Origin of the sequence: Gilliamella sp. Lep-s35 (genome assembly GCF_009795845.1) — a bacterium.
In the GTDB taxonomy this organism is placed as follows: domain Bacteria; phylum Pseudomonadota; class Gammaproteobacteria; order Enterobacterales; family Orbaceae; genus Gilliamella.
In genome coordinates, this window is the sequence record NZ_WTEX01000005.1 from 45,060 (window position 1) to 68,734 (window position 23,675).

At 35.7% G+C, this 23,675-nt stretch carries 24 protein-coding genes; 20 read left to right on the forward strand and 4 right to left on the reverse strand.

From position 1 onward, the window contains the following. Nucleotides 1-28 precede the first annotated feature (28 nt). The 10 genes from GQ590_RS03505 to GQ590_RS03550 are packed head-to-tail and all read left to right on the forward strand — an operon-like array spanning nucleotide 29 to nucleotide 6,165. Complete coding sequence (locus tag GQ590_RS03505; RefSeq protein ID WP_160406641.1) at nucleotides 29-1,810, forward strand: DDE-type integrase/transposase/recombinase; 1,782 nt, start codon at nucleotides 29-31, stop codon at nucleotides 1,808-1,810. Continuing rightward, nucleotides 1,810-3,042, forward strand: coding sequence for an ExeA family protein (locus GQ590_RS03510; protein ID WP_160406644.1), 1,233 nt, complete (start codon nucleotides 1,810-1,812; stop codon nucleotides 3,040-3,042). Before GQ590_RS03505 ends, GQ590_RS03510 begins: the two co-directional genes overlap by 1 nt. Beyond that, nucleotides 3,042-3,314, forward strand: a complete 273-nt coding sequence (locus tag GQ590_RS03515) for a hypothetical protein (protein WP_160406647.1) — start codon at nucleotides 3,042-3,044, stop codon at nucleotides 3,312-3,314. Before GQ590_RS03510 ends, GQ590_RS03515 begins: the two co-directional genes overlap by 1 nt. 19 nt (nucleotides 3,315-3,333) lie before the next feature. Continuing rightward, a complete protein-coding gene (locus GQ590_RS03520) occupies nucleotides 3,334-3,852 on the forward strand; it encodes a host-nuclease inhibitor Gam family protein (RefSeq protein WP_160406650.1) in 519 nt (172 codons plus the stop codon). Between the two features lie 2 nt (nucleotides 3,853-3,854). Next, a complete protein-coding gene (locus GQ590_RS03525; RefSeq protein ID WP_160406651.1) occupies nucleotides 3,855-3,998 on the forward strand; it encodes a hypothetical protein in 144 nt (47 codons plus the stop codon). Next, nucleotides 3,991-4,194, forward strand: coding sequence for a hypothetical protein (locus GQ590_RS03530; protein WP_160406654.1), 204 nt, complete (start codon nucleotides 3,991-3,993; stop codon nucleotides 4,192-4,194). The genes GQ590_RS03525 and GQ590_RS03530 overlap by 8 nt, the downstream gene beginning before the upstream one ends. After that, nucleotides 4,191-4,880 carry a DUF2786 domain-containing protein gene (locus GQ590_RS03535; RefSeq protein ID WP_160406656.1) on the forward strand — a complete coding sequence of 230 codons (690 nt, stop codon included), beginning with the start codon at nucleotides 4,191-4,193 and terminating at the stop codon, nucleotides 4,878-4,880. The genes GQ590_RS03530 and GQ590_RS03535 overlap by 4 nt, the downstream gene beginning before the upstream one ends. Then, nucleotides 4,881-5,282: a gp16 family protein gene (locus GQ590_RS03540; RefSeq protein WP_160406659.1), complete on the forward strand. Its 402-nt coding sequence runs from the start codon at nucleotides 4,881-4,883 to the stop codon at nucleotides 5,280-5,282. A gap of 10 nt (nucleotides 5,283-5,292) precedes the next feature. After that, on the forward strand, nucleotides 5,293-5,799 hold the full coding sequence (locus GQ590_RS03545; RefSeq protein WP_160406662.1) for a hypothetical protein: 507 nt from the start codon (nucleotides 5,293-5,295) through the stop codon (nucleotides 5,797-5,799). Nucleotides 5,800-5,802: 3 nt separating this feature from the next. Continuing rightward, nucleotides 5,803-6,165 (forward strand): Mor transcription activator family protein, encoded by a 363-nt coding sequence (locus tag GQ590_RS03550; RefSeq protein WP_202112856.1) that lies wholly within the window; start codon nucleotides 5,803-5,805, stop codon nucleotides 6,163-6,165. A gap of 124 nt (nucleotides 6,166-6,289) precedes the next feature. On the opposite strand, the gene GQ590_RS03555 is transcribed toward GQ590_RS03550, so the two are convergent. Beyond that, nucleotides 6,290-6,922: an AraC family transcriptional regulator gene (locus GQ590_RS03555; RefSeq protein WP_160406664.1), complete on the reverse strand. Its 633-nt coding sequence runs from the start codon at nucleotides 6,920-6,922 to the stop codon at nucleotides 6,290-6,292. Nucleotides 6,923-7,218: 296 nt separating this feature from the next. Between GQ590_RS03555 and fsa the strand changes: the two genes are divergently transcribed. From fsa to GQ590_RS03570, 3 genes are all read left to right on the forward strand, one after another. Further along, a complete protein-coding gene (gene fsa, locus GQ590_RS03560) occupies nucleotides 7,219-7,881 on the forward strand; it encodes a fructose-6-phosphate aldolase (RefSeq protein ID WP_160406667.1) in 663 nt (220 codons plus the stop codon). Nucleotides 7,882-8,036: 155 nt separating this feature from the next. Continuing rightward, nucleotides 8,037-8,837 carry a siderophore-interacting protein gene (locus tag GQ590_RS03565; RefSeq protein ID WP_160406671.1) on the forward strand — a complete coding sequence of 267 codons (801 nt, stop codon included), beginning with the start codon at nucleotides 8,037-8,039 and terminating at the stop codon, nucleotides 8,835-8,837. Nucleotides 8,838-8,849: 12 nt separating this feature from the next. After that, nucleotides 8,850-9,431, forward strand: a complete 582-nt coding sequence (locus GQ590_RS03570) for an ACP phosphodiesterase (RefSeq protein ID WP_160406674.1) — start codon at nucleotides 8,850-8,852, stop codon at nucleotides 9,429-9,431. Between the two features lie 71 nt (nucleotides 9,432-9,502). On the opposite strand, the gene GQ590_RS03575 is transcribed toward GQ590_RS03570, so the two are convergent. Together GQ590_RS03575 and ilvY are read right to left on the reverse strand one after the other, a co-directional pair. After that, nucleotides 9,503-11,677 carry a 3-hydroxybutyrate oligomer hydrolase family protein gene (locus GQ590_RS03575; RefSeq protein WP_160406679.1) on the reverse strand — a complete coding sequence of 725 codons (2,175 nt, stop codon included), beginning with the start codon at nucleotides 11,675-11,677 and terminating at the stop codon, nucleotides 9,503-9,505. 112 nt (nucleotides 11,678-11,789) lie between these two features. After that, entirely contained in the window at nucleotides 11,790-12,692 is a 903-nt protein-coding gene (gene ilvY, locus GQ590_RS03580; RefSeq protein WP_160406682.1) for an HTH-type transcriptional activator IlvY, read from the reverse strand. A gap of 201 nt (nucleotides 12,693-12,893) precedes the next feature. On the opposite strand from ilvY, the gene prfC reads away from it, so the two are divergent. The 7 genes from prfC (at nucleotide 12,894) to ihfB (ending at nucleotide 22,641) form a co-directional block, all read left to right on the forward strand. Then, on the forward strand, nucleotides 12,894-14,486 hold the full coding sequence (prfC, locus tag GQ590_RS03585; RefSeq protein ID WP_160406686.1) for a peptide chain release factor 3: 1,593 nt from the start codon (nucleotides 12,894-12,896) through the stop codon (nucleotides 14,484-14,486). A gap of 100 nt (nucleotides 14,487-14,586) precedes the next feature. Then, a complete protein-coding gene (gene ptrA, locus GQ590_RS03590) occupies nucleotides 14,587-17,475 on the forward strand; it encodes a pitrilysin (RefSeq protein WP_160406688.1) in 2,889 nt (962 codons plus the stop codon). A 114-nt stretch (nucleotides 17,476-17,589) separates the two neighbouring features. Continuing rightward, a complete protein-coding gene (locus GQ590_RS03595) occupies nucleotides 17,590-18,462 on the forward strand; it encodes a helix-turn-helix transcriptional regulator (RefSeq protein ID WP_160406691.1) in 873 nt (290 codons plus the stop codon). 26 nt (nucleotides 18,463-18,488) lie between these two features. After that, complete coding sequence (aroA, locus tag GQ590_RS03600) at nucleotides 18,489-19,772, forward strand: 3-phosphoshikimate 1-carboxyvinyltransferase (RefSeq protein ID WP_160406894.1); 1,284 nt, start codon at nucleotides 18,489-18,491, stop codon at nucleotides 19,770-19,772. Nucleotide 19,773: 1 nt separating this feature from the next. Next, a complete protein-coding gene (gene cmk, locus GQ590_RS03605; protein WP_160406694.1) occupies nucleotides 19,774-20,454 on the forward strand; it encodes a (d)CMP kinase in 681 nt (226 codons plus the stop codon). Nucleotides 20,455-20,569: 115 nt separating this feature from the next. Beyond that, nucleotides 20,570-22,252: a 30S ribosomal protein S1 gene (rpsA, locus tag GQ590_RS03610; protein ID WP_160406696.1), complete on the forward strand. Its 1,683-nt coding sequence runs from the start codon at nucleotides 20,570-20,572 to the stop codon at nucleotides 22,250-22,252. 98 nt (nucleotides 22,253-22,350) lie between these two features. Then, nucleotides 22,351-22,641, forward strand: coding sequence for an integration host factor subunit beta (gene ihfB, locus GQ590_RS03615; protein WP_065636617.1), 291 nt, complete (start codon nucleotides 22,351-22,353; stop codon nucleotides 22,639-22,641). 253 nt (nucleotides 22,642-22,894) lie between these two features. Here the strand turns inward: ihfB and GQ590_RS03620 are convergent, their stop codons facing one another. Continuing rightward, on the reverse strand, nucleotides 22,895-23,611 hold the full coding sequence (locus GQ590_RS03620) for a GntR family transcriptional regulator (protein ID WP_160406699.1): 717 nt from the start codon (nucleotides 23,609-23,611) through the stop codon (nucleotides 22,895-22,897). Nucleotides 23,612-23,675: the final 64 nt, after the last annotated feature.

The window sequence follows — 23,675 nt, forward strand, 5'->3', positions numbered from 1 at the left end:
AAATTAGATGATATCTTAGGTGATTTAAATGGCTATAAAACAAGATATTCGTAACTATGTAAATGAATTAGCAATAAAGCTAGATAAAACTCCACACGGAAAACGAGGAGAACTTATCAATAATGCTGTGGGTTTTTTAGGAATATCTCGTCAAACGCTTTATCGTTATTTAAAAGAGTTTAGTGGTTGGTCAAGTGAACGAGCAACACGGGAAGGAAAAGGAAAAACTAGTCTTTCTAGAGATTCGTTGGTGGTTCTTAGTTCAGCTCTCAAAGCATCTATTCGAGAAAATGGTAAGCAAACCATGTTTACGCCAACAATCAGGGGAATTCTTGAACAAAATGGGCACAATATTAGTTTAAGTAATGCTCAAATAAATAGAGTGTTACGAAATGAGAAAATGAATGTCAAGGCGCAAAAAATGGCAAATCCTGTACAGTCATTACGCGCATTACATCCGAATCATGTGCACGAAATTGATCCGTCATTATGCTTGATTTATTACATGAAAAATAAACAACATATTATGCGTGACAGTGAATTTTACAAGAATAAATTGGCTAATTTTGACAAAGTCAAATTTAAAGTCTGGCGTTATACTTTGTATGACCGTGCATCAGGCATGATTATACCTTGGTACGTTGAAGCTGCAGGAGAAAACCAACACTCATTATTTCAGTTTTTAATGTTTGCTTGGGGTAAGCAATATGGGCGTTTATTTCACGGTGTACCAAAGCTATTGTATTGGGATAAAGGTTCGGCTAATACATCATCAGCAATCAAGAACTTGCTAGACCATTTAGAAGTTAAATATCTAGAACACGAAGCAGGCAATGCAAGGGCTAAAGGTGGTGTGGAAAATGCCAATAATATTATCGAAACACAATTTGAAAGTCGTTTAAAGTTTCAACCTGTCAGCAGTATTGATGAGTTAAATCATGCAGCAATGAACTGGGCGGAGGCATATAACGCTAATCGCTTACCTGGGCAAGATACACGCCTACGTCGCATAGGGTTATCAGAACCTGTATCACGTCAATCACTTTGGCAACATATTACGGCAGAACAATTACGCACATTGCCATCAATAGAAGTTTGTCAGGCATTAATGGCAAGTCGTGAGCAAGAGCGACAAGTGAAAGCTGATTTAACCATTAGTTTCAAACATCCGCAAGCTGATAGTTCGCTTATTTATAGTTTAAAAGGCTTAGATGGTATTGCGGTTAAAGATAAAGTCAGTGTGCGTTCATTAGTTTACGGTGATTGTGCTATTCAAATTGAAGTCCCCCGTTATGACGGTGAAGCACTGATTTATCGTGTTGAGCCAGATCGCAATTTTGATAAGTTTGGACAACGTTTAGATGCTCCAGTAATTGGTGAGGAATATAAATCTAAAGGTGATACCGAAATTGAACAAGCAGCAAAAGCGATGGATCAAGTGGCATATCCAAATATGACGGAAGATGAAATCAAAAAAGCGAAGCAAAAACAAGTTGCGCCGTTCGGTGGCAAGCTCAATACACTCTGTTATCTAGATGAAATTAATCATCCAGCCTATTTTGAACAAAAAGGCAATGAAATTGAAACACCGGAACATTTAAAGCCAGCTATAACAACATTAACGCTAACCGCAGCTTTAATGCGTATTACCAGTTCAATCGGTCGCAGATTAACAACTGATGAAAATAAATGGTTATCCGCTCGTTATCAATATGGTGTACCGGAAGATTCGTTAGATTCACTAATTCGTACATTTACAACACCTGTTGCAGTCGGTGACGGTACGACAGGGTTTAGGAGTGTTAAATAATGCTGAAATTAAAAAGCGTAATGACGCAATTCAATATCAAACAAGCACAACTCGCTAAGCATATTGATTATAAAGGCAATTCAATCAGCCAAGCAGTAATTAGCCAGCTCGTTAATCACAATATTTGGCCACGCTCTATTAAACGTGAAGAACTAGAGCAGAAGATTGAAAAGGCATTAATAAAATTAGGTTTAAGCCATGATTATTTACTAAATATTTTTGAAGAAGAAACTGACACAGCCGAAATCTTGGCGGACGACGCTGTGCCAGTTGACTCAAATGAAAAACACTTAACAAAGGAGTCAGCCTATATGTTACTACGAAAACAAACTATAAATCGAGATGCTCGTGCACATTTCCGCATTCCAAGGGATCCATTTACGGATGAAATGACCCAAGATGCCGATGTCTATCTTTCTGATGATATTCGTTATGTACGTGCTGCAATGCGTCAAACAGCAAAGCATGGCGGAATGTTGGCGGTAATTGGTGAGTCAGGTAGCGGTAAATCCACATTGCGCCACGATTTAATTGATTGGATCAATATTAATCATGAACCAATAACAGTTATCGAGCCTTATGTACTTGGTTTAGAAGATAACGAAGTCAAAGGTAAATCACTAAAAAGTATGGATATTAGTGGTGCAATCATTAATGCGATTGATCCACAAGCAAAACCAAAACGTAGTGCTGAAGCACGAGCAAGGCAAATGCATACTTTACTTAAAAATAGCGCATTATCAGGTCGTAAACATTTAATGATTATTGAAGAAGCGCATGGTTTATCAATTCATACGCTTAAGCATTTAAAACGCTTTTATGAGCTACAAGAAGGCTTTAAAAAACTGCTATCAATTATTTTAATTGGCCAAACAGAATTACAAACAAAACTATCAGAATACAATCCTGAAGTTCGTGAAGTGGTTCAGCGTTGTGAAGTTGTGAACTTAAAACCACTGGATTTTAAAGTTGAAGAATATATCAAGCATAAATTTTCACGTATTGATATGGACTATACAACGTTATTTGATTCGTCTGCATTTAACGAAATCATTAACCGATTAAGAGTTGCATCAACTCGACGTGGTGAAAAGCAAGTGCGGTCATTGTGTTACCCATTAGCAGTTAATAATTTAGTTTCTAACGCATTAAATCTAGCTGCACGTATAGGTGCCCCGAAAGTTACAGGTGAAATAATTGTTGAGTGTATCAAAGACCGAGGAGATATCTGATGAAAAAGAACCAACTAATCAGTAATAGCATCAATGCGGTTAATAATGCTGTAAATATATTATCTAATGAAGAATTAACTGTCATTGGTTTTTATCATGATTCACTTTCAAAACCGACTATTGAAATTGAGCATCACCCTAAGTGCAATAAATATATAGATGCTGGTCAGGCAACGTATTATCGACACGAAGGGTACCATCGATTTGGGCAGTTTGAATTAAATGGCTGTCGAATTATATGGAGAGAGTGCGATATTAGTCGCTTGCATTAATTTAATAGGAGCCATAAAAATGATAAAAGCAAAAAAACGTATTAAAGCAGCCGCATCTGTTTATGCAGTGCAATCCAAAGAGGAAGTAACATCATCAATTAGGAATTTAGGTGATATTCAACGTGAATTGATTCGCCTAGAAACAGAAATGAACGACAAAATAGCCGAAATAACGGCAAGCTATTCATCAACTATTGATTTACTAAAGCTTAAGTCTACACAACTACAGACAGGTATTCAAATTTGGTGTGAAGCAAATCGTGACGAACTGACTAATGGCGGAAAAGTTAAATCAGCTAATTTGATTACTGGTGAAGTTCAATGGCGTAATAGACCACCATCATGCACTATTCGTGGTTCAGAATCAGTTATTGAGGCATTGAAAGAACTGAAATTGAATCGTTTTATACGTACAAAAGAAGAAATCAATAAAGAAGCCATTTTAAACGAACCAAATGCAGTAGCACATGTTCCTGGCATCACTATCAAAAAAGATGTAGAGGATTTTGCGATAGTACCTTTTGAACAGGAGATTTAATCATGCAAACACAAGATTTTTATATTTTGCATCAATTTATATTAAGCCAGACAGCTAATTTTATAGTTCACTGTAAAGAGTATGGTTTATCTGAATTTGAAGCGGATCGCATCATTAACGAGCTAGAGGAATTAGCTAATGGCTAAATTCTCTAGTCCTAAACGTTATATGCCCGACCATTATATTTCAATCAGCCATGAACATTCATTTATGCGTGAAGTAACTGGTCAGGGCTATGTTGATGGAAAGCTGTACGATGAACTTTATGCTGAATATGTAAAATTAAAATCAGCTAAAACATTAAAACAGCGTTTTGTTAGTTTTTTTAAGGTGTTTTTATGACAAATAATAATGAAAAGTATATTGAAAAAATCAAAAAACTTTTAGCGTTAGCAAAATCAACTAATCCACATGAAGCCGCAATTGCTATGAATCAAGCCATCAAATTGATGGTAAAACATAATATTAGTAATAAAGATGTGGAATTATCTGAAATTGAGGAACATGTGTCAAAACATGCTCCTTCAAATGCAGAAAAACCACCAAGATATTTTTCAATATTAGTAAGTATCATTACAAGCGCATTTGGTGTTCGAGCCTACTTTACTTGGGAAAACAATAAAAGAAAGGTTTCATTTTATGGACTTAGGGAACGACCACAATTAGCAGCTTATACCTTTGACGTTTTAAGTGTTCAATTAGTTAAAGCTCGAAAAGAATTCTTATCGCAACAAAATGGTAATTGCAAAAAAATCACTAAAATCAACCGAGCTGATGCGTTCTGTGTTGGCTGGGTTAATGGTGTTTATCAATTAATTGAAGATTTCGCAATGACTGATGAGGAACTAAATCTATTAGCTGAATATAGAAAGACAAAAGATTTATCACCAGCTAAGGTTAGAGATGCTAAAAAGTGTAATGGTTCAGATTCTTCACAATTTATTGGTTACTTACAAGGTAAAACCGCTCAATTGAATCATGGTGTATCAAGTTCAGGTTATTCTCCATCACTAATAGGGGTTAAATAGATGAAATCTAAATATATCAAACTGATCCATATTGCAAAATCTCAACTTAATCTGGATGACGATACCTATCGTCATCTATTACTGAATATAACTAAAAAAACTAGCACCAAGGATATGACTGTTTGGGAACTGGAAAAAATTCTAAATAACCTTAAATCAAAAGGTTTTAAAGTTAAATCATCAAAAAAAATGGGGAAGATAACTGCTACAGAACCAGTTCATAAAAAAATACGATCATTATGGCTAGCACTAGCTGATGCGGGTGAAGTAAAAAACCGCTCAGAAAAAGCTATCAATTCATATGTAAAACGTATTACTGGTGTTGAAGTGATGGATTGGCTTACTCAAAAACAAGCAATGGTTGTAATTGAAAGCCTAAAAAGTTGGCAAGCACGTATATAAAGGAAGAAGCATGAAATTAACACGTTGCCCAATTTGTCATAACGAAATTAATTTAGAAGCATTAGTCGAAGATGTTTCTGGAAGAGAACTACTTATATTAATAAGTAATTTAAGCTATGGCTGTGCTAAACCGATGATTGCCTATATTGGTTTATTTCGTACTCAAAAATCAAATTTAAGTAATTCTAGAGCAGTAAACTTAATTAATGAAGTTCTAAAATTATATCAACCAAGCAGGCATCTAGCTCACGCACTACGGGAAACAGTTAATAATATTCACGCAAAGCGTGCATTGGGTGAATACAAACCGTTTAAAAATCATAACTACTTAAAATCTGTTTATGAATCAACTAAGCATTTATTTGCATACGTTGAACATAAAGAAGAAGACAAACCCGCTCGTAGCAGTAATGAAGAGTATTTTGAACAGATGTATAGGGCTGGTGTTGACTTTAGTAAATTAGAAAAAAATATACCCGGTGCACTGGATTGGTATAAGAACAAAACAGGAGCGTAAATTATGACTAAGTCTGCAATGTCTATTAAACGTCATGAATTACTAACACATGTATCATTATCTGTAGCTAACGATGCGATGGATTACGGTTTACCTGAAGATATTGCAGCACAGTTAGGTGATAGCATTGCAAATACAATTTCAGAACTATTTGGAGGCCAAAACTTCACATTTCCGCGTGATTATATCTTCAAACTTAACCAACGTGATCTACAAATCTATGATGCATTTAAAGGTAACAACTATGCAGAGCTAAGCCAAAAATATAATATGACTGAACGTGGTATCAGGAAAGTAATTGACCGAGTTCATAAACGAATGATAAAAGAAAAACAACCAACACTGTTTGATTTTAATGACGCCTAATTAATTTTTGAGCAAAATTTTTTAGGCAATTTTTTATTTCATATTTTGTAACACTTTTTCAAAAAACAATTTCATTATTTCCCTGTTTATTTTGTTATATCCCATTTATCTCATCATTCTATTATTATTTATCATGTTCTATTTCAATATTAGCTAAAAAGTCGCGTGTAATATCTTCACGAAAGTGAGTATCAATATATTGGCGAATGGCTTCATATAGGCAAGTCGTTTTGGATGATGTTTTGATATTGATATTTAACAAATCGAGCGTGTTGCTAAGTAAACTATGAATAAGATAGTAAGCAGTTTGATTTTGTTTATATGATTGGTTTTGCCAGATAAGTTCGGTCAGAGCTTGAATAATAAATGTACCAACCCGTGGGCCACGTCTTGGTGTGTTGATTTGTTCAAGCGGAATTAGTTGTGTGCCATCCCAATGCAATAGGCTTATACCAATTTGTTGTTTATCAAATAAGATGTTTAATAAAGTAACAGGGCTTGTCCAAATGGGTTTGTTCCAGCTTTGAGCGGAAATATATAAAAGATCATTAGTTGATAATATTTTTTCAATAACTTTGCCATTACTATCCGCCCATAGCATCTGTTGCTTTCCTTCTAATATAATTTCAATTCTAGGAAAGTTGACTTGGCAGGCAAGTAAAGGCGGGCAAGCATTACTATTGGCAAAATAGATATGATTGATTGGCTCTTGGTTATTGACTAGTTTGGCTAGTTTTTCGTTAATGATTTTAGTCATAAATTAAGTTAATGATAAATCAAGTGTGTACTATCGTTTAGATTATATACGCATATAGAAAAGATGAAAATAAGTATAAATTTTTCTTTTATTTAATAAGTTAATGTTAATTTTTCGTTGTGTGATCTAAATCTCAATTTCTTATTTAGCGTACAAAAATCCAGTAAATGACAAAATTGTCTTCTAGGCGATTAGATCCGTTTTTTTTACTATAGCAGTAACGCAAAATTTGTAATACAAAGAGCGTTATATGTATACGTTAATAAATGTTTGTTGGTTTTAGCTAGGAGTTAATCATGGAATTATATTTAGATACCGCCGATATTGTCGCCATTAAACGTTTAGCCAAGGTGTTACCTATTAGTGGGGTTACCACTAATCCAAGCATTGTAGCAAAATCGGGCAAGCCTATTTTTTCGTTATTAGATGAATTACAGGAAGTATTGGGTTCAGATAAATTATTATTTGCTCAGGTACTTTCAAGTAATGCTGATGAAATGATAAAAGAAGCACATCAGCTTAGAAAAGCAGTACCATCAATTGTGACTAAAATTCCTGTTAATGCTCAAGGATTGATTGCAATTAAAGAATTAACCCAGCAAGGTATTCCAACTTTGGGAACGGCTGTTTATGGTGCAGGGCAGGGGTTTTTAGCTGCATTAGCTGGGGCTAAATATATTGCACCTTATGTTAATCGCATTGATGCACAAGGTGGAAGTAGTAAAGATACAGTACTGGAATTACAAAAATTGTTAAATTTGCATTGCCCACAATCAATTGTGTTAGCCGCAAGCTTTAAAACACCACGCCAAGCGTTAGACTGTATGCTTACAGGGTGTAAGGCTATCACCTTACCTGTCGATGTTGCAGAGCTTTTTATTTCAGATCCTGCTGTTGATGCGGCAATTGCTAAGTTTGATCAAGATTGGTGTGAAGTTTTTGGATCGTTAGCATTTTAAGTTTGTTTATTTATTGATTGATATTTGTTGAATCTTGTTCCATCGTTTTAATGATGGAACAAGTTACCTGTTTTTTAATTGTAAAAATAGCATCACTCTAACATTTTTTGTTGTATGATGATTTTAACTATTAAAAAATGTAAGAATCGATGATTATGGATAAACAAAAAATCAAACTAAACAAAAAAGTCATTGTTAATTCATTATTAACAGTATTAAAGGTTGAAAAAATATCACCGAGTTTTATTCGTGTGCAGTTTAGTTGCGATAAACTATTTGATATTAATCCATTATGGATTTGTCCGCATTTAAAGCTGCTATTTCCCGATCCTTTAACTGGCAAAATTGCGTTCCCTAAGCTTGATGATAATAATAAAATTGCCATTGATGATAAGTTACGTCAGTTAGTGCGTAGTTATAGTGTGCGAGAATTCGATAGTGTCACTAATCAAATTTTTGTTGATTTTGCTATTCATGATACCGGATTGGCTTCTGTTTGGTCGCAGAAGGCTAAAGTTGGCGATCAAATTGGTTTGATTAGTATTGCTAGTAAGTTACAGTTTACTGATGACTGTTTGGTGTTAATGGGCGATATTTCCGCTGTGCCGGCGATTTGTTATACGCTTGAGCATCTTCCTAAAAAGCAAAAAGCGTTTGCTTTTATTGAGGTTAATCATAGTAATGACATGGTGTCGTTGCCCGATAATAAAAATGTTGCGGTTCGTTGGTTTGTGCAAAATTCCAATGCTCCGCATCAATTAGTCGATGCTGTCATGAGTACTAATTTGTTAGAGCATGATAAGTTATTATTTTGGGGAGGAATGGAGCGTTCGTTGGCGCAATCTATTCGTCAAGCTGTTAAGAATAAATATGCTAATTTGTCGCCAGATGCCTTTCAGATTACTAACTATTGGCGAGAAGGTCTTGCCGAAGGTGAATTTAAACATCGTGAATAATTGATTATTTTTATGAATATTTTGGCTCATTTGCATTTGGCTACATTAGCTAATAGTTCGTTAATTGGTAATACCGTAGCGGATTTTATTAAAGGCAATCCTTATTTAATTTATGATTGCGATATTGCTGATGGCATTATGCTACATCGTAAAATCGACAGTTTGACTGATAACCTATTTGAAGTTAAGCAAGCCAAACTACTATTTCGAAAATCACATCAACGTGTAGCCCCCATTACATTAGATATTGTTTGGGATCACTTTTTGTCAAAATATTGGGCTAAATATGGACTATTGAAAAGTGTGGCTGAATTTAATCAAACAACCAAAGCACTTATCCAACCTTATATTACAGTTTATCCTGTCGATTATCAGCATTTTATGAATGCAATGTGGCAAGGGGAGTGGCTTGTAAATTATGCTTCTATTGATTTTGTTGGTGATGTATTAAGAGGTATGGCAAAGAGACGACCAAAATTATCTTTATTAAAAGAAACGATCGTTGATATTAAACAAAATTATGTGCAATTAGAATTGTTGTTTTTTTTGTTATATCCTAAAATCTGTCTGGCGGTAAAAGATCGTATTGGCTGAATTAGGGGCGCTATCGAATTTAAATCGTTGTACTTGAGTTTAAATTCGATAGCGAGTTAGTATAAAGCCTATTAATTAGGTAGTATTAAGTTGCCCTCGTTTTTTTGAATAATTTCTTTGCTATTTGGCAATTGTTTTATCGACTGTAGGGTTTTGTCGGTTAATGGTAGGGCATAACCACTTTTGCCACCACGTGCTTTGGTATGTACAACTTGGCTTACTGGTAGCGTAGCATTGTTGGTTAAGTTAGCCCATAACCACTCGATGGCATCTTCCCCATAATAATCAATGGGTAGTAATGTGTTGTCAAATGGCGCTCTGCCGTCTAAGTAGCTTGCGTTTTCTACTTCAATGTACCTTAGTTGCGATTGTTCACCTTCAACCAAGCTATTTAATGCGACATAAGGGCGCGATGTGTAGTTTGGTAGCTGTTTGACATTGTTGCGACCATGGACAATAAAGGTTTTTATACCGTGCAAGTTACCCGATGCCATAACTTGTGTTATGCCTTCCTTAACACGCGATTCTTGTGATTTTTCATAAACACAGATCGATCCTTGGGTGCCATAGTCAACAGTGTTTTTTGTTTGTGAGCTAGAATAAAATTCACGCCTTGGAGTATTTAGGTCTTTGTTTTCAACTAGATCTAAAACCGCTGCATTACGGCCATTCCAAAGCGGTAAATGACCATTTGCCATTCCCCATATCTGTTCAAATGAGATCTCTTTTAATGGCACAACTTTACCCGTGTTATTAATTGGGTTTTGCTGGGTACTGGCTACTGAAAAATCACACATGTTTTCAGTGACATCATATTTGCCATAAGCACTAATATACTGATATGGAAGACCGATAGATTCAGTGTAGTAAAAATAGGGTAGCTGGATATCCATATCAGGCGTCCAACCATTTTGATGTAGTTTTTCTAGCGCTTCTTCTGGAGTACCTTTGGTGAGTAATTTTGCTTTTTTTAGTACATTACACCGTTCTTGCGAATAAAGAAAATAATTAGCATAAGGTACATAAGCATCACCTTTATGAGGTTTTATTGCAGGGATTGCACACGGTATATATAAGGCGCCGTAAGCACTGTAATTGGCAATAGATTTTTCTTCTAATTTTTGTGAGAAGTCATTACCTATTTTTAATGTGAGTTCAGCGTTATTAAGATTTGGTTGAATTTGCGGATTGACTGCCACAATGCCATCAATTAGGTTTTGGTCATCTAATTCACCTGCTTTTAATGCGGCTCCACCACCGTCACTGGCGCCGTACACTAAAACAAGGGTATTATCTTTGTTATAGATAACTTGTTGATTGGTTGAAAACATACTATTGAGTTCATAAAAGGCGAACTCAATAGATTTTAATACATGTTCCCCCCAGCGTGCTTCAGCATTTAGTTTTGAGTGCAACTGTTTTATAGCATAGCGATGAGGGTATTTTTTGATGTATTGTTCTCGATCCTTTATCAAAGGGCTAAATAAAATATTACCATTGTTTACTTCGCCCCATACGGTAAAACCAAGCTTATGCTCAATATCGTAAATGCCATTGCCTAATCCTTTGTCGTTATACACAACAGCACAGTTATGACGAAGTCCCCATAATCCACGGATTTGTATATCTTTGGCATTTAATATCCCGTCTGAGTCGATAGTAGGAACTGCAACAATGCAGGGTTTGTTTTTATTAAAATCAAGTGGAATTTGTAATAACATGCCAACGCCGTCTTCTCTTTGCACGGCGGATATTTCAGTACCTGCAATTTTGCCGTCAAATAAGGGAGTCAATTCTTGTTTTCTAAAACCAAATAATGTGCCTTCACCAATTTTGGTGTCAATATAGCGATTTAGCTTTGCTTGCCGACGCTCTTCAAAGTTTGGCTTTTTGGGTGTTTCCACTTTTGGTGTAATGATACTTGTTGATAACGGAGTAAAGCCAAGACCAGCAGTAACAAGATCATTATCATCACCATTATAATAAACCAACGTACTACGAACTAACCACGTTGGTTTTTTTATAGTGTTATCAATATCAAGGGCGCTATTGTTATTAGCATTGCTGTTGATTGTTGATGTAGTCGGTTCAATATTGGTTGTAGAGACACTATTATTTGTGCTGCTTATTTTTGTACTTGCGTCCATTTCTGACGATTTAGTAGGGGTGCATTCCGCCACGATTGGCATAGTTATAGCAGAAAAAAACATTAATGAAGCTAAAGTTCTTAATTTTATCTTTTTCATTTCAATTCCATTGCAATGATATTGTGTTACATATAATTTTTATAAAACCCAGTATGTTAATTAACACGTTAATGGTTTTTATTTTTTGAGGTATATTATACATGATTTTTTGTTATTTTTTATTGGGTACATTTAGATTACAAATTTCCCAAAAAGCAGCGATGATTTTTTCAGATAATCGCCTTTTTTGTACACAAATACCAACATCAAAAGGTTCCATTAAGTTAGTAGACCATTCAGTGATGCGATCTTTTACTCGTTCTGGGCTGTTGTCCATCACGACTTTTGGCAGTAAAGCGACCCCACAGCCTAAAGCCACCATCGATACAATGGCTTCATGTCCTGCAACGGTTGCATAAATTTTGGGATTAGAAATTTTTCTTTGCTTGAACCATAAATCAATGCGATGGCGGCTTGGTCCATGTTCTGGCAATATAAAGGGAATATTGTGCCAGTCAGGCTGTTTTTGATGTAATTTGTCACTAAATGTGCTATTAAGTTTAGGTATTAGCAATACCATTTCAATTTCGCCAAATTTTAAAAACTCAATACCAGTGGGGAGCTGTTTTGGTTTGCCTGCTATAGCTAAATCGGCTTCATTTGCTTGTATTTTTTTTACAGCATCGGCCGCATCGCCGGTTGATAGCTTAATTTCAACAAGTGGGTAGAGGCTTCTAAAACGATCGAGTATTTCGGGTAAATGGCTATATGCAGCGGTGACTGAACAAAAAAGCGTTAGTTCGCCAACAAGTTGTTGGTTAGGTTGAGCTAAATCGTGTTTTAGTTGTTGGTGCATATTTATGACTTGCTTAGCAAAACGTTTGACCTTTTCGCCTACTTGGGTGATTTGCACTTGTCTGTTGTCGCGAATAAATAGCGGATGTCCAAAGTGCTCTTCGAGCCGTTGGATCTGCCTAGATAAGGTTGATGGGCTAACATGCATGGCATTTGCCGTTACACCAAAGTGGCAGGTTTCGCATAAATGTAAGTACAGTTTTAAATCACGAATGTTCATAGCAGATTCCAATTTTATACTTAAACGCATACTTTTCCTGAAACTTTTTGACAAGAAGCAGTAAATTTTGCATTACTTATTGGGCAGATATTATGCATAGATAAATAAATAAGGCAAATTACGTTGCGTATAACGTTAATGGTAAAACAGGCAGATACCTGCTAAAATAGATGATTATTTTTTGTAGGTTAAAACAGTTTTATGACAGAGCAAGCTTATTTAGACGAAGTTAATGCGCGTCGCACTTTTGCAATTATTTCTCACCCCGATGCAGGTAAAACAACCATTACTGAAAAGGTGCTATTATTTGGTCATGCAATCCAAACAGCAGGTACCGTTAAAGGTCGCGGCGCTAATGCGCAGCATGCCAAATCCGACTGGATGGAGATGGAAAAACAGCGTGGTATTTCAATTACTACCTCTGTGATGCAGTTTCCTTATAATGAGTGCTTAGTTAACTTATTAGATACTCCCGGGCATGAGGACTTTTCTGAAGATACTTATCGTACGCTAACAGCGGTTGATAGTTGTTTGATGGTCATTGATGCGGCCAAAGGGGTTGAAGATCGCACACGAAAATTAATGGAAGTGACACGATTACGCAATACCCCAATTTTAACCTTTATGAATAAGTTAGACCGTGATATTCGTGATCCAATGGAATTGCTTGATGAAGTCGAAAATGAACTCAATATAATGTGTGCGCCCATTACTTGGCCAATTGGTTGTGGCAAGTTATTTAAAGGTGTTTACCATTTAGCTAAAGACGAAACTTATCTTTATCAATCAGGGCAAGGTCATACAATACAAGAGGTCAGAATTATTAAAGGGTTAACTAACCCTGATTTGGATTTAGCGGTGGGTGATGATTTAGCGCAGCAACTGCGTGAAGAGCTTGAATTAGTGCAAGGCGCATCAAACGAATTTGATTTAGATGCTTTCTTGTCAGGCGATTTAACACCAGTCTTTTTTGGTACGGCATTGGGTAATTTTGGCGTTGATCATATGCTTGATGGTTTAACAGCTTGGGCACCAACTCCTCAACCTCGTCAAACCGATAAGCGCGAAGTCGAATCATCAGAAGAAAAGTTCAGTGGTTTTGTTTTTAAAATTCAAGCCAATATGGATCCTAAACACCGTGACCGCGTTGCATTTATGCGCATTGTATCGGGTAAATATGAAAAGGGCATGAAATTACGACATGTACGTATTGCTAAAGATGTTAATATCTCTGATGCTTTAACGTTTATGGCTGGTGATCGTGAACATGTTGAACAGGCCTATGCCGGTGATATCATTGGTTTACATAATCATGGCACGATTCAAATAGGCGATACTTTTACACAAGGTGAAGATCTAAAATTTACAGGCATTCCTAACTTTGCACCAGAACTGTTTCGCCGAATTCGCCTTAAAGATCCGCTTAAACAAAAGCAACTTTTAAAAGGACTGGTTCAGCTTTCAGAAGAGGGGGCTGTACAGGTGTTTCGTCCATTAGCCAATAATGACTTAATTGTGGGTGCTGTTGGGGTTTTACAATTTGATGTTGTGGTTGCTCGATTAAAATCTGAGTATAACGTTGAAGCCATTTATGAGCCAGTTAATGTGACAACAGCGCGTTGGGTTGAGTGCTCAGATGTGAAAAAACTGGAAGAGTTTAAACGCAAATGCGAACAGAATTTGGCATTAGATGGTGGTGATAACCTTTCTTATATTGCGCCAAGCATGGTTAATTTGAATTTGACGCAAGAAAGGTATCCTGATGTTGAATTTAGAAAAACTCGCGAGCATTAAATTTTTTATTTCTTAATTACCGGCTTTATTAAGATACATTCGTATATTGGTAAAATTACTTTTGATATTATTTTAAACATGGATTGAGTGAGCAGATATTATGGTTTATAAAAACAAAAAATTGGTTAATTTTATTTTTAGTGGGATTATTGGGTTACTGCTTGTCACTTCTCCATCTTTTGCCATCGAAAATAAGCTTACAAAGCCCGTTTTGATAGAAAAAGTACAACAAAGCGAACGTGATAAGCGTCAATATGAAGTTGTTGAGCTAGCAAATAAAATGCGGGTGTTACTTGTTTCAGATCCTAAAGCAGTAAAATCACTGGCATCATTAGCACTGCCTGTTGGCTCGTTGCAAGATCCCAAAGATCAGCAAGGGTTGGCACATTATGCTGAACATATGGTATTAATGGGATCAAAAAAATACCCCGAACCTGCTAGCTTTTCTCAGTTTTTAAGCCGTCATGCCGGTAGTTATAACGCAAGTACTGCAGCGCATCGAACTGCGTTTTATTTTGAAGTTGAAAATAGCGCATTTGATAAAGCACTGGATTATTTAGCTGATGCTATTAGCGAGCCCAATTTAGATCCTAAATTTGCCGATAAAGAACGTAATGCAGTTAATGCTGAATTGACAATGGCTAGATCAAATGATGGTTTTAGGATAGGGCAAGTTGATTCTGAAACAATTAATCAAAACCATCCGAGTTCTCAATTTTCAGGCGGTAATTTAGAAACATTAAGTGATAAAGAAAATAGTAAATTGCAAGATGCTTTAGTGAATTTTCATAAAAATTATTATTCAGCCAATATTATGGTTGGCGTGATGTATAGCAATCAATCGATCAATAAATTGGCAAAATTAGCTGAAAATAGCTTTGGTAAAATCCCTAATAAAAATATTAATGCCCCAATAGTTGATAAGCCAGCTATAACGCCAAATGTGCTAAATAAACAAATTTCTATGGTACCAGCACAACCCAAAAAACTATTGTTTTTACAGTTTCCGATTGAAAATAATCTGGCTAAATTTGCCGATAAAACTGATGAGTATATCACTTATTTAATCAGTAACAGTAGTCATAATACGCTATCTGATCAGTTACAAAAGCAAGGTTTGATTGAAGGAATTAGTTCGTCTATCAATCCCATCCGTTATGGTAATAGTGGTATATTTAGTATTAATGTAAGTTTAACCGACGATGGACTTGCTCAAAAAGATAAAGTTATTGGCGCTATTTTTAATTATTTACAGTTAATTCAAAAGCAAGGAATTTCTGATGCTTATTATGAAGAGCTCAAAAAAGTTTTAGCGTTAGAATTTAAGTATCAAGATGTTGAGCGTGATATGTCTTATGTGGAATGGCTATCTGATCAGATGTTGTTGTACCCCGTTAAAAATATATTAAATTCTGATTTTATTGCTAATAATTTTGATAAAACAGCGATCACCGCTCGTTTAAAAAGCCTAACGCCCGATAACGTTAGAGTTTGGATTATTTCACCAAATCAAACAACTAATAAGACGGCTTATTTTGTAGACGCACCTTATAAAATCGATAATATTACTAGTGAGCAAAAAGCGAATTGGTTGGCTTTAGGCAAAAATTTCACATTTAGTTTACCTGAATTAAATCCTTATATTCCCGACGATTTTTCAATTGTGAAGCAAAACCGTGCTCAAGCTCAACCAGCTGGGTTTAGTAAACGTGGTAATCATCTTCATTTTGTTAGTCAATATTTCAAAACTGAACCTAAAGCAGCGATTGTGGTTTCGTTACGGAATAACGAGGCTTTTAGTGATGCTAAAGCAAAGGTCGCTTTTAATTTACTTGATTACATTGCAAGTCGTAATTTAGAACAATTACGATTTCAGGCAGGCGTTGCGGGTATTTCGTTATCAACAAATAATGATAATGGCCTGATGATTTCAGCTAGTGGCTTTAGTCAGCATCTACCTAAAATGGTGACAGCCATACTTGAGAGTTATCGAAATGTTACAATTGATGAGCAGAGTTTAGCATTAGCTAAATCTTGGTATTTGCAAGAATTGGATAAATCTGAGCATGCTAAAAGTTATTGGTTGGCGGTTAATCCTGTTAATGAATTGTCAGATTTGCCGTATTTTGAACGGGATGAAAGACGTCAAATCACAGCAACAATGACTATTAATGACGTGTTAACTTATCGCGATAATTTATTAACCCACTCAGTACCTTATATGCTTAGCTTGGGTAATTTGTCTAACGAGGATTCTTTAGATCTTTATCATTCCATTCAAAAAACACTAGTGCGTGATGTTGAATTTACTCCTGTTGATAATATTCAGATTAAAAAATCATTGGAGGCCAAAATGACTCAACACGCGAAAAGCACTGATAGTGCTTTGATGATGAGCTATATTCCAACAGGTTATGATCGAATTGCTAGTAGTATGCTAAGTTATACGCTATCGAAAATTATTTCACCTTGGTTTTATGATCAATTACGCACCAATGAACAACTTGGCTATGCGGTATTTGCTAGCCCTGTTACAGTTGGAGATTCAGTTGGAATGAGTTTTATCATTCAAAGTAACCAGTACGACCCTGCTTATTTATTGAAGCGTTATCAAGAATTTTATCCCGTTATATTAAATAAGCTTAAAGCATTATCGAAAGAAGATATTGAGCAATATAAAAAGGCGGCACTCAACGAGTTGAAAATGCCTCCGCAAACATTGGATGAAGAGTTTAGTCGCTATATGGCAGATTACCGTAATTCGCGTTTTGCGTTTGATTCACGGCACAAAAAAATTGAACAATTGAAAAAAATTAGTCAACAAGATTTAGTTGATTTTTATAACCGTTCAGTGATGGATAAAAAAGGTTTTGTATTTGCATCGCAAGTTCTTGGTAAGAGTGAAGATAGTGCTAAACAATCAGAGGCAATTTCTGAGTTTACTGAATTTGAAAATGTATCGGCATTGCAAAATGAGTTATTAAAATAGGTGTTATTTAAGTTGTTGATGAAAATATAGGCTACACCTGAAACATTTTGCCAAAAATTGGCATTGCTATCACCTTGTGATACACTGCCAAAATCTTAATAATTTGAGTGTATTATGATTACAGGATCGATTGATTATTGTGCTATAGGTCAGCGTCTACGTGCATATCGAATTGCCGCTTCGTTGAAAGCTGAGGATGTTGCAGAAAGTCTTAAAATTTCAAGAGCTGCGGTATATCGGTTAGAAAAAGGTGAAATTGTTAAAATCGAAACGTTAGAACGACTGGCATCTTTACTCGGTACTTCTTTTGCAAGTTTACTCGGTATTGATACTGAGTATTATTCGAGTGGCGAAGGTTTTTTTGAACGTATGCGCCAGTTAGAAGAACAATCAACACATATCTATTCTCACTTTGATCCTTTTTCATTTTTATTAACTTCTCCAGATTATTTAACCCATTTAGCCATGATGCTAAATGAGTCAAATGAGTCGATTGAACCTCAAAAATATTCAGTAATTTTGGCGATTTTAAAAGATCGTAAAAAGCAGTTTTATCAATCTGTTCCTAAAGTGATTAATTTAATTAGCTTGCGTAATATTGAACGGTTTTTGCATATTGGCTTAGTGGGTAATTTGACTATTTCCCCCGGTAAAAAGTCTGAAAGGATGCTACTTGCTCGCAACGAAATTTATCATTTAATTGATCTAATAGAACAGCAATCTTTTGCTTCAACGATTGCTATTACGCAAGAAGCTATTCCATCAATTACATTCCAAATTTTTTACCAAAACGACAACCCAATTTCGTTGGCAATAAGTCCATTTCGCTTAGGTGAATTGCCGAATGTGACAACAGGTATTGCTTCTATTACCTCATCGCAAGATGCTATTAAACGTTATCGTCATCTTTTTGATAAGTTATGGCAAAATAGTGCTAAAGATCATCACGCTATTGATTTGCTAAAAGCAACATTAGATAAATTTTAAATATTTATGAAATCTTAACGAGAGACATTATGTTATCTTTGACGTTACAACCAATAAAATCATTTAGTGGCACTATTAATTTGCCAGGATCTAAAAGCGTGTCTAATCGTGCTTTATTGTTATCAGCTCTAAGTAAGGGTAATACGCGTTTAACTAATTTACTTGATAGCGATGATGTGCGTTATATGCTTGATGCGCTTGCAGCATTAGGTGTGAAGTACCAGCTATCACACGATCGGACTATTTGTGATATTCAAGGAGTAGGGGGGATGTTGCAACCTGACCATGCATTAGAGCTTTTTTTAGGTAATGCTGGTACAGCAATGCGCCCTTTAGCTGCAGCTTTATGCCTTGGTCATAATAATATTGTGTTAACAGGCGAACCACGCATGAAAGAGCGTCCAATTGGTCATTTAGTTGATGCGCTGCGTCAAGGTGGAGCCAAAATTGATTATCTTGAAAATGAAGGTTACCCACCGTTACATCTTCATGGTGGCTTTATCGGGGGGAAAATCCAAGTCGATGGTTCGGTATCAAGTCAATTTTTAACCGCATTATTAATGGCTGCACCATTAGCAAAACAAGACACTGAAATTACTATTATTGGTGATCTTGTTTCTAAACCTTATATTGATATTACAGTCAAAATGATGGCAATGTTTGGCGTTACTGTAGTTAACAATAACTATCAATCATTTGTTATCAAAGCAAACCAAGATTATCAATCGCCAGGCGATTATTTAGTTGAAGGCGATGCTTCTTCTGCTTCTTATTTTTTAGCAGCGGCTGCAATTAAAGGCGGTACTGTTAAAGTAACTGGCATTGGAAAAAATAGCTTACAAGGCGATACCCAATTTGCTCATGTGCTTGAAAAAATGGGCGCTAAAATCACTTGGGCTGATGATTATATTGAATGTTCACATGGTGAATTAAATGGTATTGATATGGATATGAACCATATTCCCGATGCGGCCATGACTATTGCTACTACGGCACTGTTTGCTAAAGGCCCTACTACGATCCGTAATATTTATAATTGGCGAGTGAAAGAAACGGATCGCTTATATGCGATGGCAACTGAATTAAGAAAAGTTGGTGCAACAGTTGATGAGGGTCACGATTATATTACCATTGTGCCACCCAATAAATTAATCCATGCTGAAATCGAAACCTATAATGATCATCGTATGGCAATGTGTTTTTCGTTAGTGGCGCTTTCTGATACGCCTGTGACGATATTAGATCCTAAATGCACAATGAAAACTTTTCCTGATTATTTTGAACAATTTAAAAAATTAAGCGAACAATAAAATGAATAAAATAGTTCCCGTTGTTGCTGTTGATGGGCCAAGTGGTGTTGGTAAAGGTACGTTATGTCAGGCATTAGCCGATCATTTAAAATGGCATCTGTTAGATTCAGGTGCTATCTATCGTGTGCTTGCATTATCTGCTCTTGAAAAAAATATTGCATTGGATGATGAAAACCAGTTAGTTAATTTAGCGTTAAACTTACCTTTGACTTTTGATAGTAATGATATTGAAGTCAAGGTTTTGTTAAGTGGTGTTGATGTAACAAAACGTATCCGCACTGAAGAAACAGGAGGTGCTGCTTCAAAAGTGGCTGCGCTCAATAAAGTTAGAGCTGCATTATTACAGCGACAACGCGATTTTAGACAAGCACCTGGGCTTATTGCAGATGGTCGAGACATGGGGAGCGTGGTGTTTACCGATGCGCCTGTTAAAATTTTTCTTGATGCAAGTGCACAATCACGAGCCGAAAGACGAATGAAACAGTTGCAACATAGGCAAAAACATGTTAAATTCGCCGAAATTTTGCAGGAGATAACTGAGCGCGATGAACGTGATCGTAATCGGGCTGTTGCGCCACTTAAGCCTGCCATTGATGCGTTAATAATTGATACTACATCGCTTTCTATTCAAGATGTTTTTGAACAATCTATTACGTATATAAACAAAAAAATTGTGTTGTAAGTCAGTTTACAGCATGAGAAAACCAAGCTCCATCACAAGGATGAGTGGAGTATCATCAATAACCCCATAAGACATGATGTAATGTGGACGTTAAATTAATTTTAAGTATATAAATATGACTGAATCTTTTGCTCAACTCTTTGAAGAGTCTTTAAATCAACTAGACACTCGTTCTGGTAATATGATCCGTGGTACTGTCGTTGCAATCGACAAAGATGTTGTTTTAGTTGATGCTGGTTTAAAATCTGAATCCGCAATTCCAGTAGAGCAGTTTAAAAATGCCCAAGGTGAACTAGAAGTTCAAGTTGGCGATATTGTTGATGTTGTGCTTGACTCAATTGAAGATGGCTTTGGCGAAACAATTTTATCTCGCGAAAAAGCTAAACGTCATGAAGCATGGATAATACTAGAAAAAGCAGTTGAAGATGCTGCAACAGTTTTAGGTGTTATCAATGGTAAAGTTAAAGGTGGCTTTACGGTTGATCTTAATGGTGTTCGTGCGTTCCTGCCTGGTTCGCTTGTTGATGTTCGTCCATTACGCGATACTTCTCATATCGAAAACAGAGAAATCGAATTAAAAGTAATTAAATTAGATCAAAAACGTAACAACGTTGTTGTTTCACGTCGTGCAGTTATTGAATCTGAAAATAGTGCAGAAAGAGAACAACTTCTTGAAAATCTACAAGAAGGTTCAGAAGTTAAAGGTATTATTAAAAATCTTACAGATTACGGTGCATTCGTTGATCTTGGTGGGGTTGATGGTTTACTTCATATCACAGATATGGCTTGGAAACGTGTTAAACATCCAAGTGAAGTGGTTGAAGTGGGTCAAGAATTACTTGTTAAAGTACTTAAGTTTGACAAAGACCGCTCACGTGTTTCTCTTGGCTTAAAACAATTAGGCGAAGATCCATGGGTTTCAATTGCTAAACGTTACCCAGAAGGTACTAAAGTAACAGGTAAAGTAACTAACTTAACTGATTACGGTTGTTTTGTTGAAATCGAAACTGGCGTTGAAGGTTTAGTTCACGTTTCTGAAATGGATTGGACAAACAAAAACATCCACCCATCTAAAGTAGTTAGCTTAGGTGATGAAGTTGAAGTTATTGTGCTTGAAATTGATGAAGAACGTCGTCGTATTTCTCTTGGTCTTAAACAATGTAAACCAAACCCATGGTTACAATTTGCTGAATCACACAATAAAGGTGATAAAGTTAGCGGTAAGATCAAATCAATCACTGATTTCGGTATCTTTATTGGTTTAGATGGCGGTATTGATGGTTTAGTTCATCTTTCAGACATTTCTTGGAATATGCCTGGCGAAGAAGCAGTTAAAGCTTATAAGAAAGGTGATGATATTGAAGCGGTTGTGTTACAAGTTGATGCAGAACGTGAACGTATCTCTTTAGGTGTTAAACAACTAGAAGATGATCCATTTAGTAGTTTTGCGTCTAACTACAAAAAAGGTAATATTGTTAAAGGTACTGTAACAGCTGTTGATGCTAAAGGTGCAACTATCGAAATCGCTGAAGGTATTGAAGGCTACTTAAAAGCTCAAGATATTGCTCGTGAGCGTATTGAAGATGCGACAACAGCATTAAAAGTTGGTGATGAAGTTGAAGCTAAGATTGTCAATATTGATCGTAAAACTCGCGCAATTTCATTATCAGTACGTGCAAAAGATGAAGCTGACGAAAAAGAAGCCCTTGCTGCTGTAAATAATACTGCAACTCAAGAAGATGCATCATTTACTAACGCAATGGCTGAAGCATTTAAAGCAGCATCAAAAACTGAGTAAAAAATATTTATGTAAAGAGTAAAGAGGGCTTGCCCTCTTTTTCTTTTGTGGTATAAAATGAACAAGTTACATACCGCATAAATAAATTAGGAGTGATCATGAATAGATCAGATTTAGTAGAACGAATTGTTAACTGGCGAACACATCTTCCTGTTCAATTAGTTGATGATTCAGTTAGAGATATCATCGAACAGATCGCTTTAGCTATGGAAAGTAACGATCGTGTAGAAATTCGAGGCTTTGGTAGTTTTAGTTTAAACTATCGTGCTCCACGTAAAGCTAGAAACCCTAGAACTGGTGGTAATGTTGAAGTTAAACATAAATATATTCCGCATTTCAAACCAGGTAAAGAATTACGTGAAAGAGTAAATAATGCAGTAAATGCATAGTCTTTAAATTCTATATTTAGCAAGAAGCCATTGAGTCAAATCAATGGCTTTTTATTTTAAATAGTTTATAGTGAGCAAAAACCTCGATCGATCTTTCTTTAACAGGTTATAAATGGCTTGGCGGCCGAGCAAAAATGTTTAGCTAACCATAAAACCATAACCGTTATTACAGTTATTTTTCTTTATAATAGTGTGTTAGCTTTTGTATATGTTTGTATATGTAAAGAATGTGAGTAATTTTTACAATTGATATTTATTCTAATCCTCTGCGTGCAATATATTCAAACCTATATTGGAATCCCCTTAAATATTGAATACTATATTCAAATACTTCGCCATTAACTAATTCACTAGTTGAACGTAGGCATAATATAGGATAATTTGTTTCGATATTTAAATGTTTAGCAACAATGCTAGTTGCCAAAACTGGCTTTAAGTCTTGCCTACTTAGCGATATTTGATAGCCTTTTTGTTTTTCAATATAGTGATACTTCGATGTTTGCATTACTTTAACACTGAGATCAGGAAATAGTGAAAGAGGCATGTAACTTTGCTCTAAAATTTCAGGCTCATCGTCTATTGTTCTAATACGTATTATTGAATATATGAATGTTCCCACTTCAATATTTAGATGCTTTGCAATAACGGGTTGTGCTTGTTCTAACTGAAAATGTATTACTTTTGTACTAGCAATTCTTCCTTGTGAGGTAATGTTTTCTTCAAATCCTTTTAATTGAAAGGCATCGTGTTTAGCCGAATTACATTTAACATAGGTACCACTTCCTTTTATACGCACTAATAATCCTTGTTTTTCAAGTAGTTCAAGAGCTTTGCGAACAGTGACACGGCTAACATTATATATTTCTTGTAAAGCTTGTTCTGTAGGTAATACATCTTCAACATCTAATTCGCCAGAACGAATTTTTTTCTCAATAGTTTCAGCTATTTGTCGATAAAGTGGCTTACTCATAATCATATCCTACATATGAAATTTGTATTATCTTAACATTCAATAGTCAAAATATCATCAAATG

What these genes read in the sequence shown, in the direction of transcription:
- GQ590_RS03505 (WP_160406641.1), top strand. Translation starts at nt 29, where the DNA reads ATGGCTATAAAACAAGATATTCGTAACTATGTAAATGAATTAGCAATA.
- GQ590_RS03510 (WP_160406644.1), top strand. Translation starts at nt 1,810, where the DNA reads ATGCTGAAATTAAAAAGCGTAATGACGCAATTCAATATCAAACAAGCA.
- GQ590_RS03515 (WP_160406647.1), top strand. Translation starts at nt 3,042, where the DNA reads ATGAAAAAGAACCAACTAATCAGTAATAGCATCAATGCGGTTAATAAT.
- GQ590_RS03520 (WP_160406650.1), top strand. Translation starts at nt 3,334, where the DNA reads ATGATAAAAGCAAAAAAACGTATTAAAGCAGCCGCATCTGTTTATGCA.
- GQ590_RS03525 (WP_160406651.1), top strand. Translation starts at nt 3,855, where the DNA reads ATGCAAACACAAGATTTTTATATTTTGCATCAATTTATATTAAGCCAG.
- GQ590_RS03530 (WP_160406654.1), top strand. Translation starts at nt 3,991, where the DNA reads ATGGCTAAATTCTCTAGTCCTAAACGTTATATGCCCGACCATTATATT.
- GQ590_RS03535 (WP_160406656.1), top strand. Translation starts at nt 4,191, where the DNA reads ATGACAAATAATAATGAAAAGTATATTGAAAAAATCAAAAAACTTTTA.
- GQ590_RS03540 (WP_160406659.1), top strand. Translation starts at nt 4,881, where the DNA reads ATGAAATCTAAATATATCAAACTGATCCATATTGCAAAATCTCAACTT.
- GQ590_RS03545 (WP_160406662.1), top strand. Translation starts at nt 5,293, where the DNA reads ATGAAATTAACACGTTGCCCAATTTGTCATAACGAAATTAATTTAGAA.
- GQ590_RS03550 (WP_202112856.1), top strand. Translation starts at nt 5,803, where the DNA reads ATGACTAAGTCTGCAATGTCTATTAAACGTCATGAATTACTAACACAT.
- GQ590_RS03555 (WP_160406664.1), bottom strand. Translation starts at nt 6,922, where the DNA reads ATGACTAAAATCATTAACGAAAAACTAGCCAAACTAGTCAATAACCAA.
- fsa (WP_160406667.1), top strand. Translation starts at nt 7,219, where the DNA reads ATGGAATTATATTTAGATACCGCCGATATTGTCGCCATTAAACGTTTA.
- GQ590_RS03565 (WP_160406671.1), top strand. Translation starts at nt 8,037, where the DNA reads ATGGATAAACAAAAAATCAAACTAAACAAAAAAGTCATTGTTAATTCA.
- GQ590_RS03570 (WP_160406674.1), top strand. Translation starts at nt 8,850, where the DNA reads ATGAATATTTTGGCTCATTTGCATTTGGCTACATTAGCTAATAGTTCG.
- GQ590_RS03575 (WP_160406679.1), bottom strand. Translation starts at nt 11,677, where the DNA reads ATGAAAAAGATAAAATTAAGAACTTTAGCTTCATTAATGTTTTTTTCT.
- ilvY (WP_160406682.1), bottom strand. Translation starts at nt 12,692, where the DNA reads ATGAACATTCGTGATTTAAAACTGTACTTACATTTATGCGAAACCTGC.
- prfC (WP_160406686.1), top strand. Translation starts at nt 12,894, where the DNA reads ATGACAGAGCAAGCTTATTTAGACGAAGTTAATGCGCGTCGCACTTTT.
- ptrA (WP_160406688.1), top strand. Translation starts at nt 14,587, where the DNA reads ATGGTTTATAAAAACAAAAAATTGGTTAATTTTATTTTTAGTGGGATT.
- GQ590_RS03595 (WP_160406691.1), top strand. Translation starts at nt 17,590, where the DNA reads ATGATTACAGGATCGATTGATTATTGTGCTATAGGTCAGCGTCTACGT.
- cmk (WP_160406694.1), top strand. Translation starts at nt 19,774, where the DNA reads ATGAATAAAATAGTTCCCGTTGTTGCTGTTGATGGGCCAAGTGGTGTT.
- rpsA (WP_160406696.1), top strand. Translation starts at nt 20,570, where the DNA reads ATGACTGAATCTTTTGCTCAACTCTTTGAAGAGTCTTTAAATCAACTA.
- ihfB (WP_065636617.1), top strand. Translation starts at nt 22,351, where the DNA reads ATGAATAGATCAGATTTAGTAGAACGAATTGTTAACTGGCGAACACAT.
- GQ590_RS03620 (WP_160406699.1), bottom strand. Translation starts at nt 23,611, where the DNA reads ATGAGTAAGCCACTTTATCGACAAATAGCTGAAACTATTGAGAAAAAA.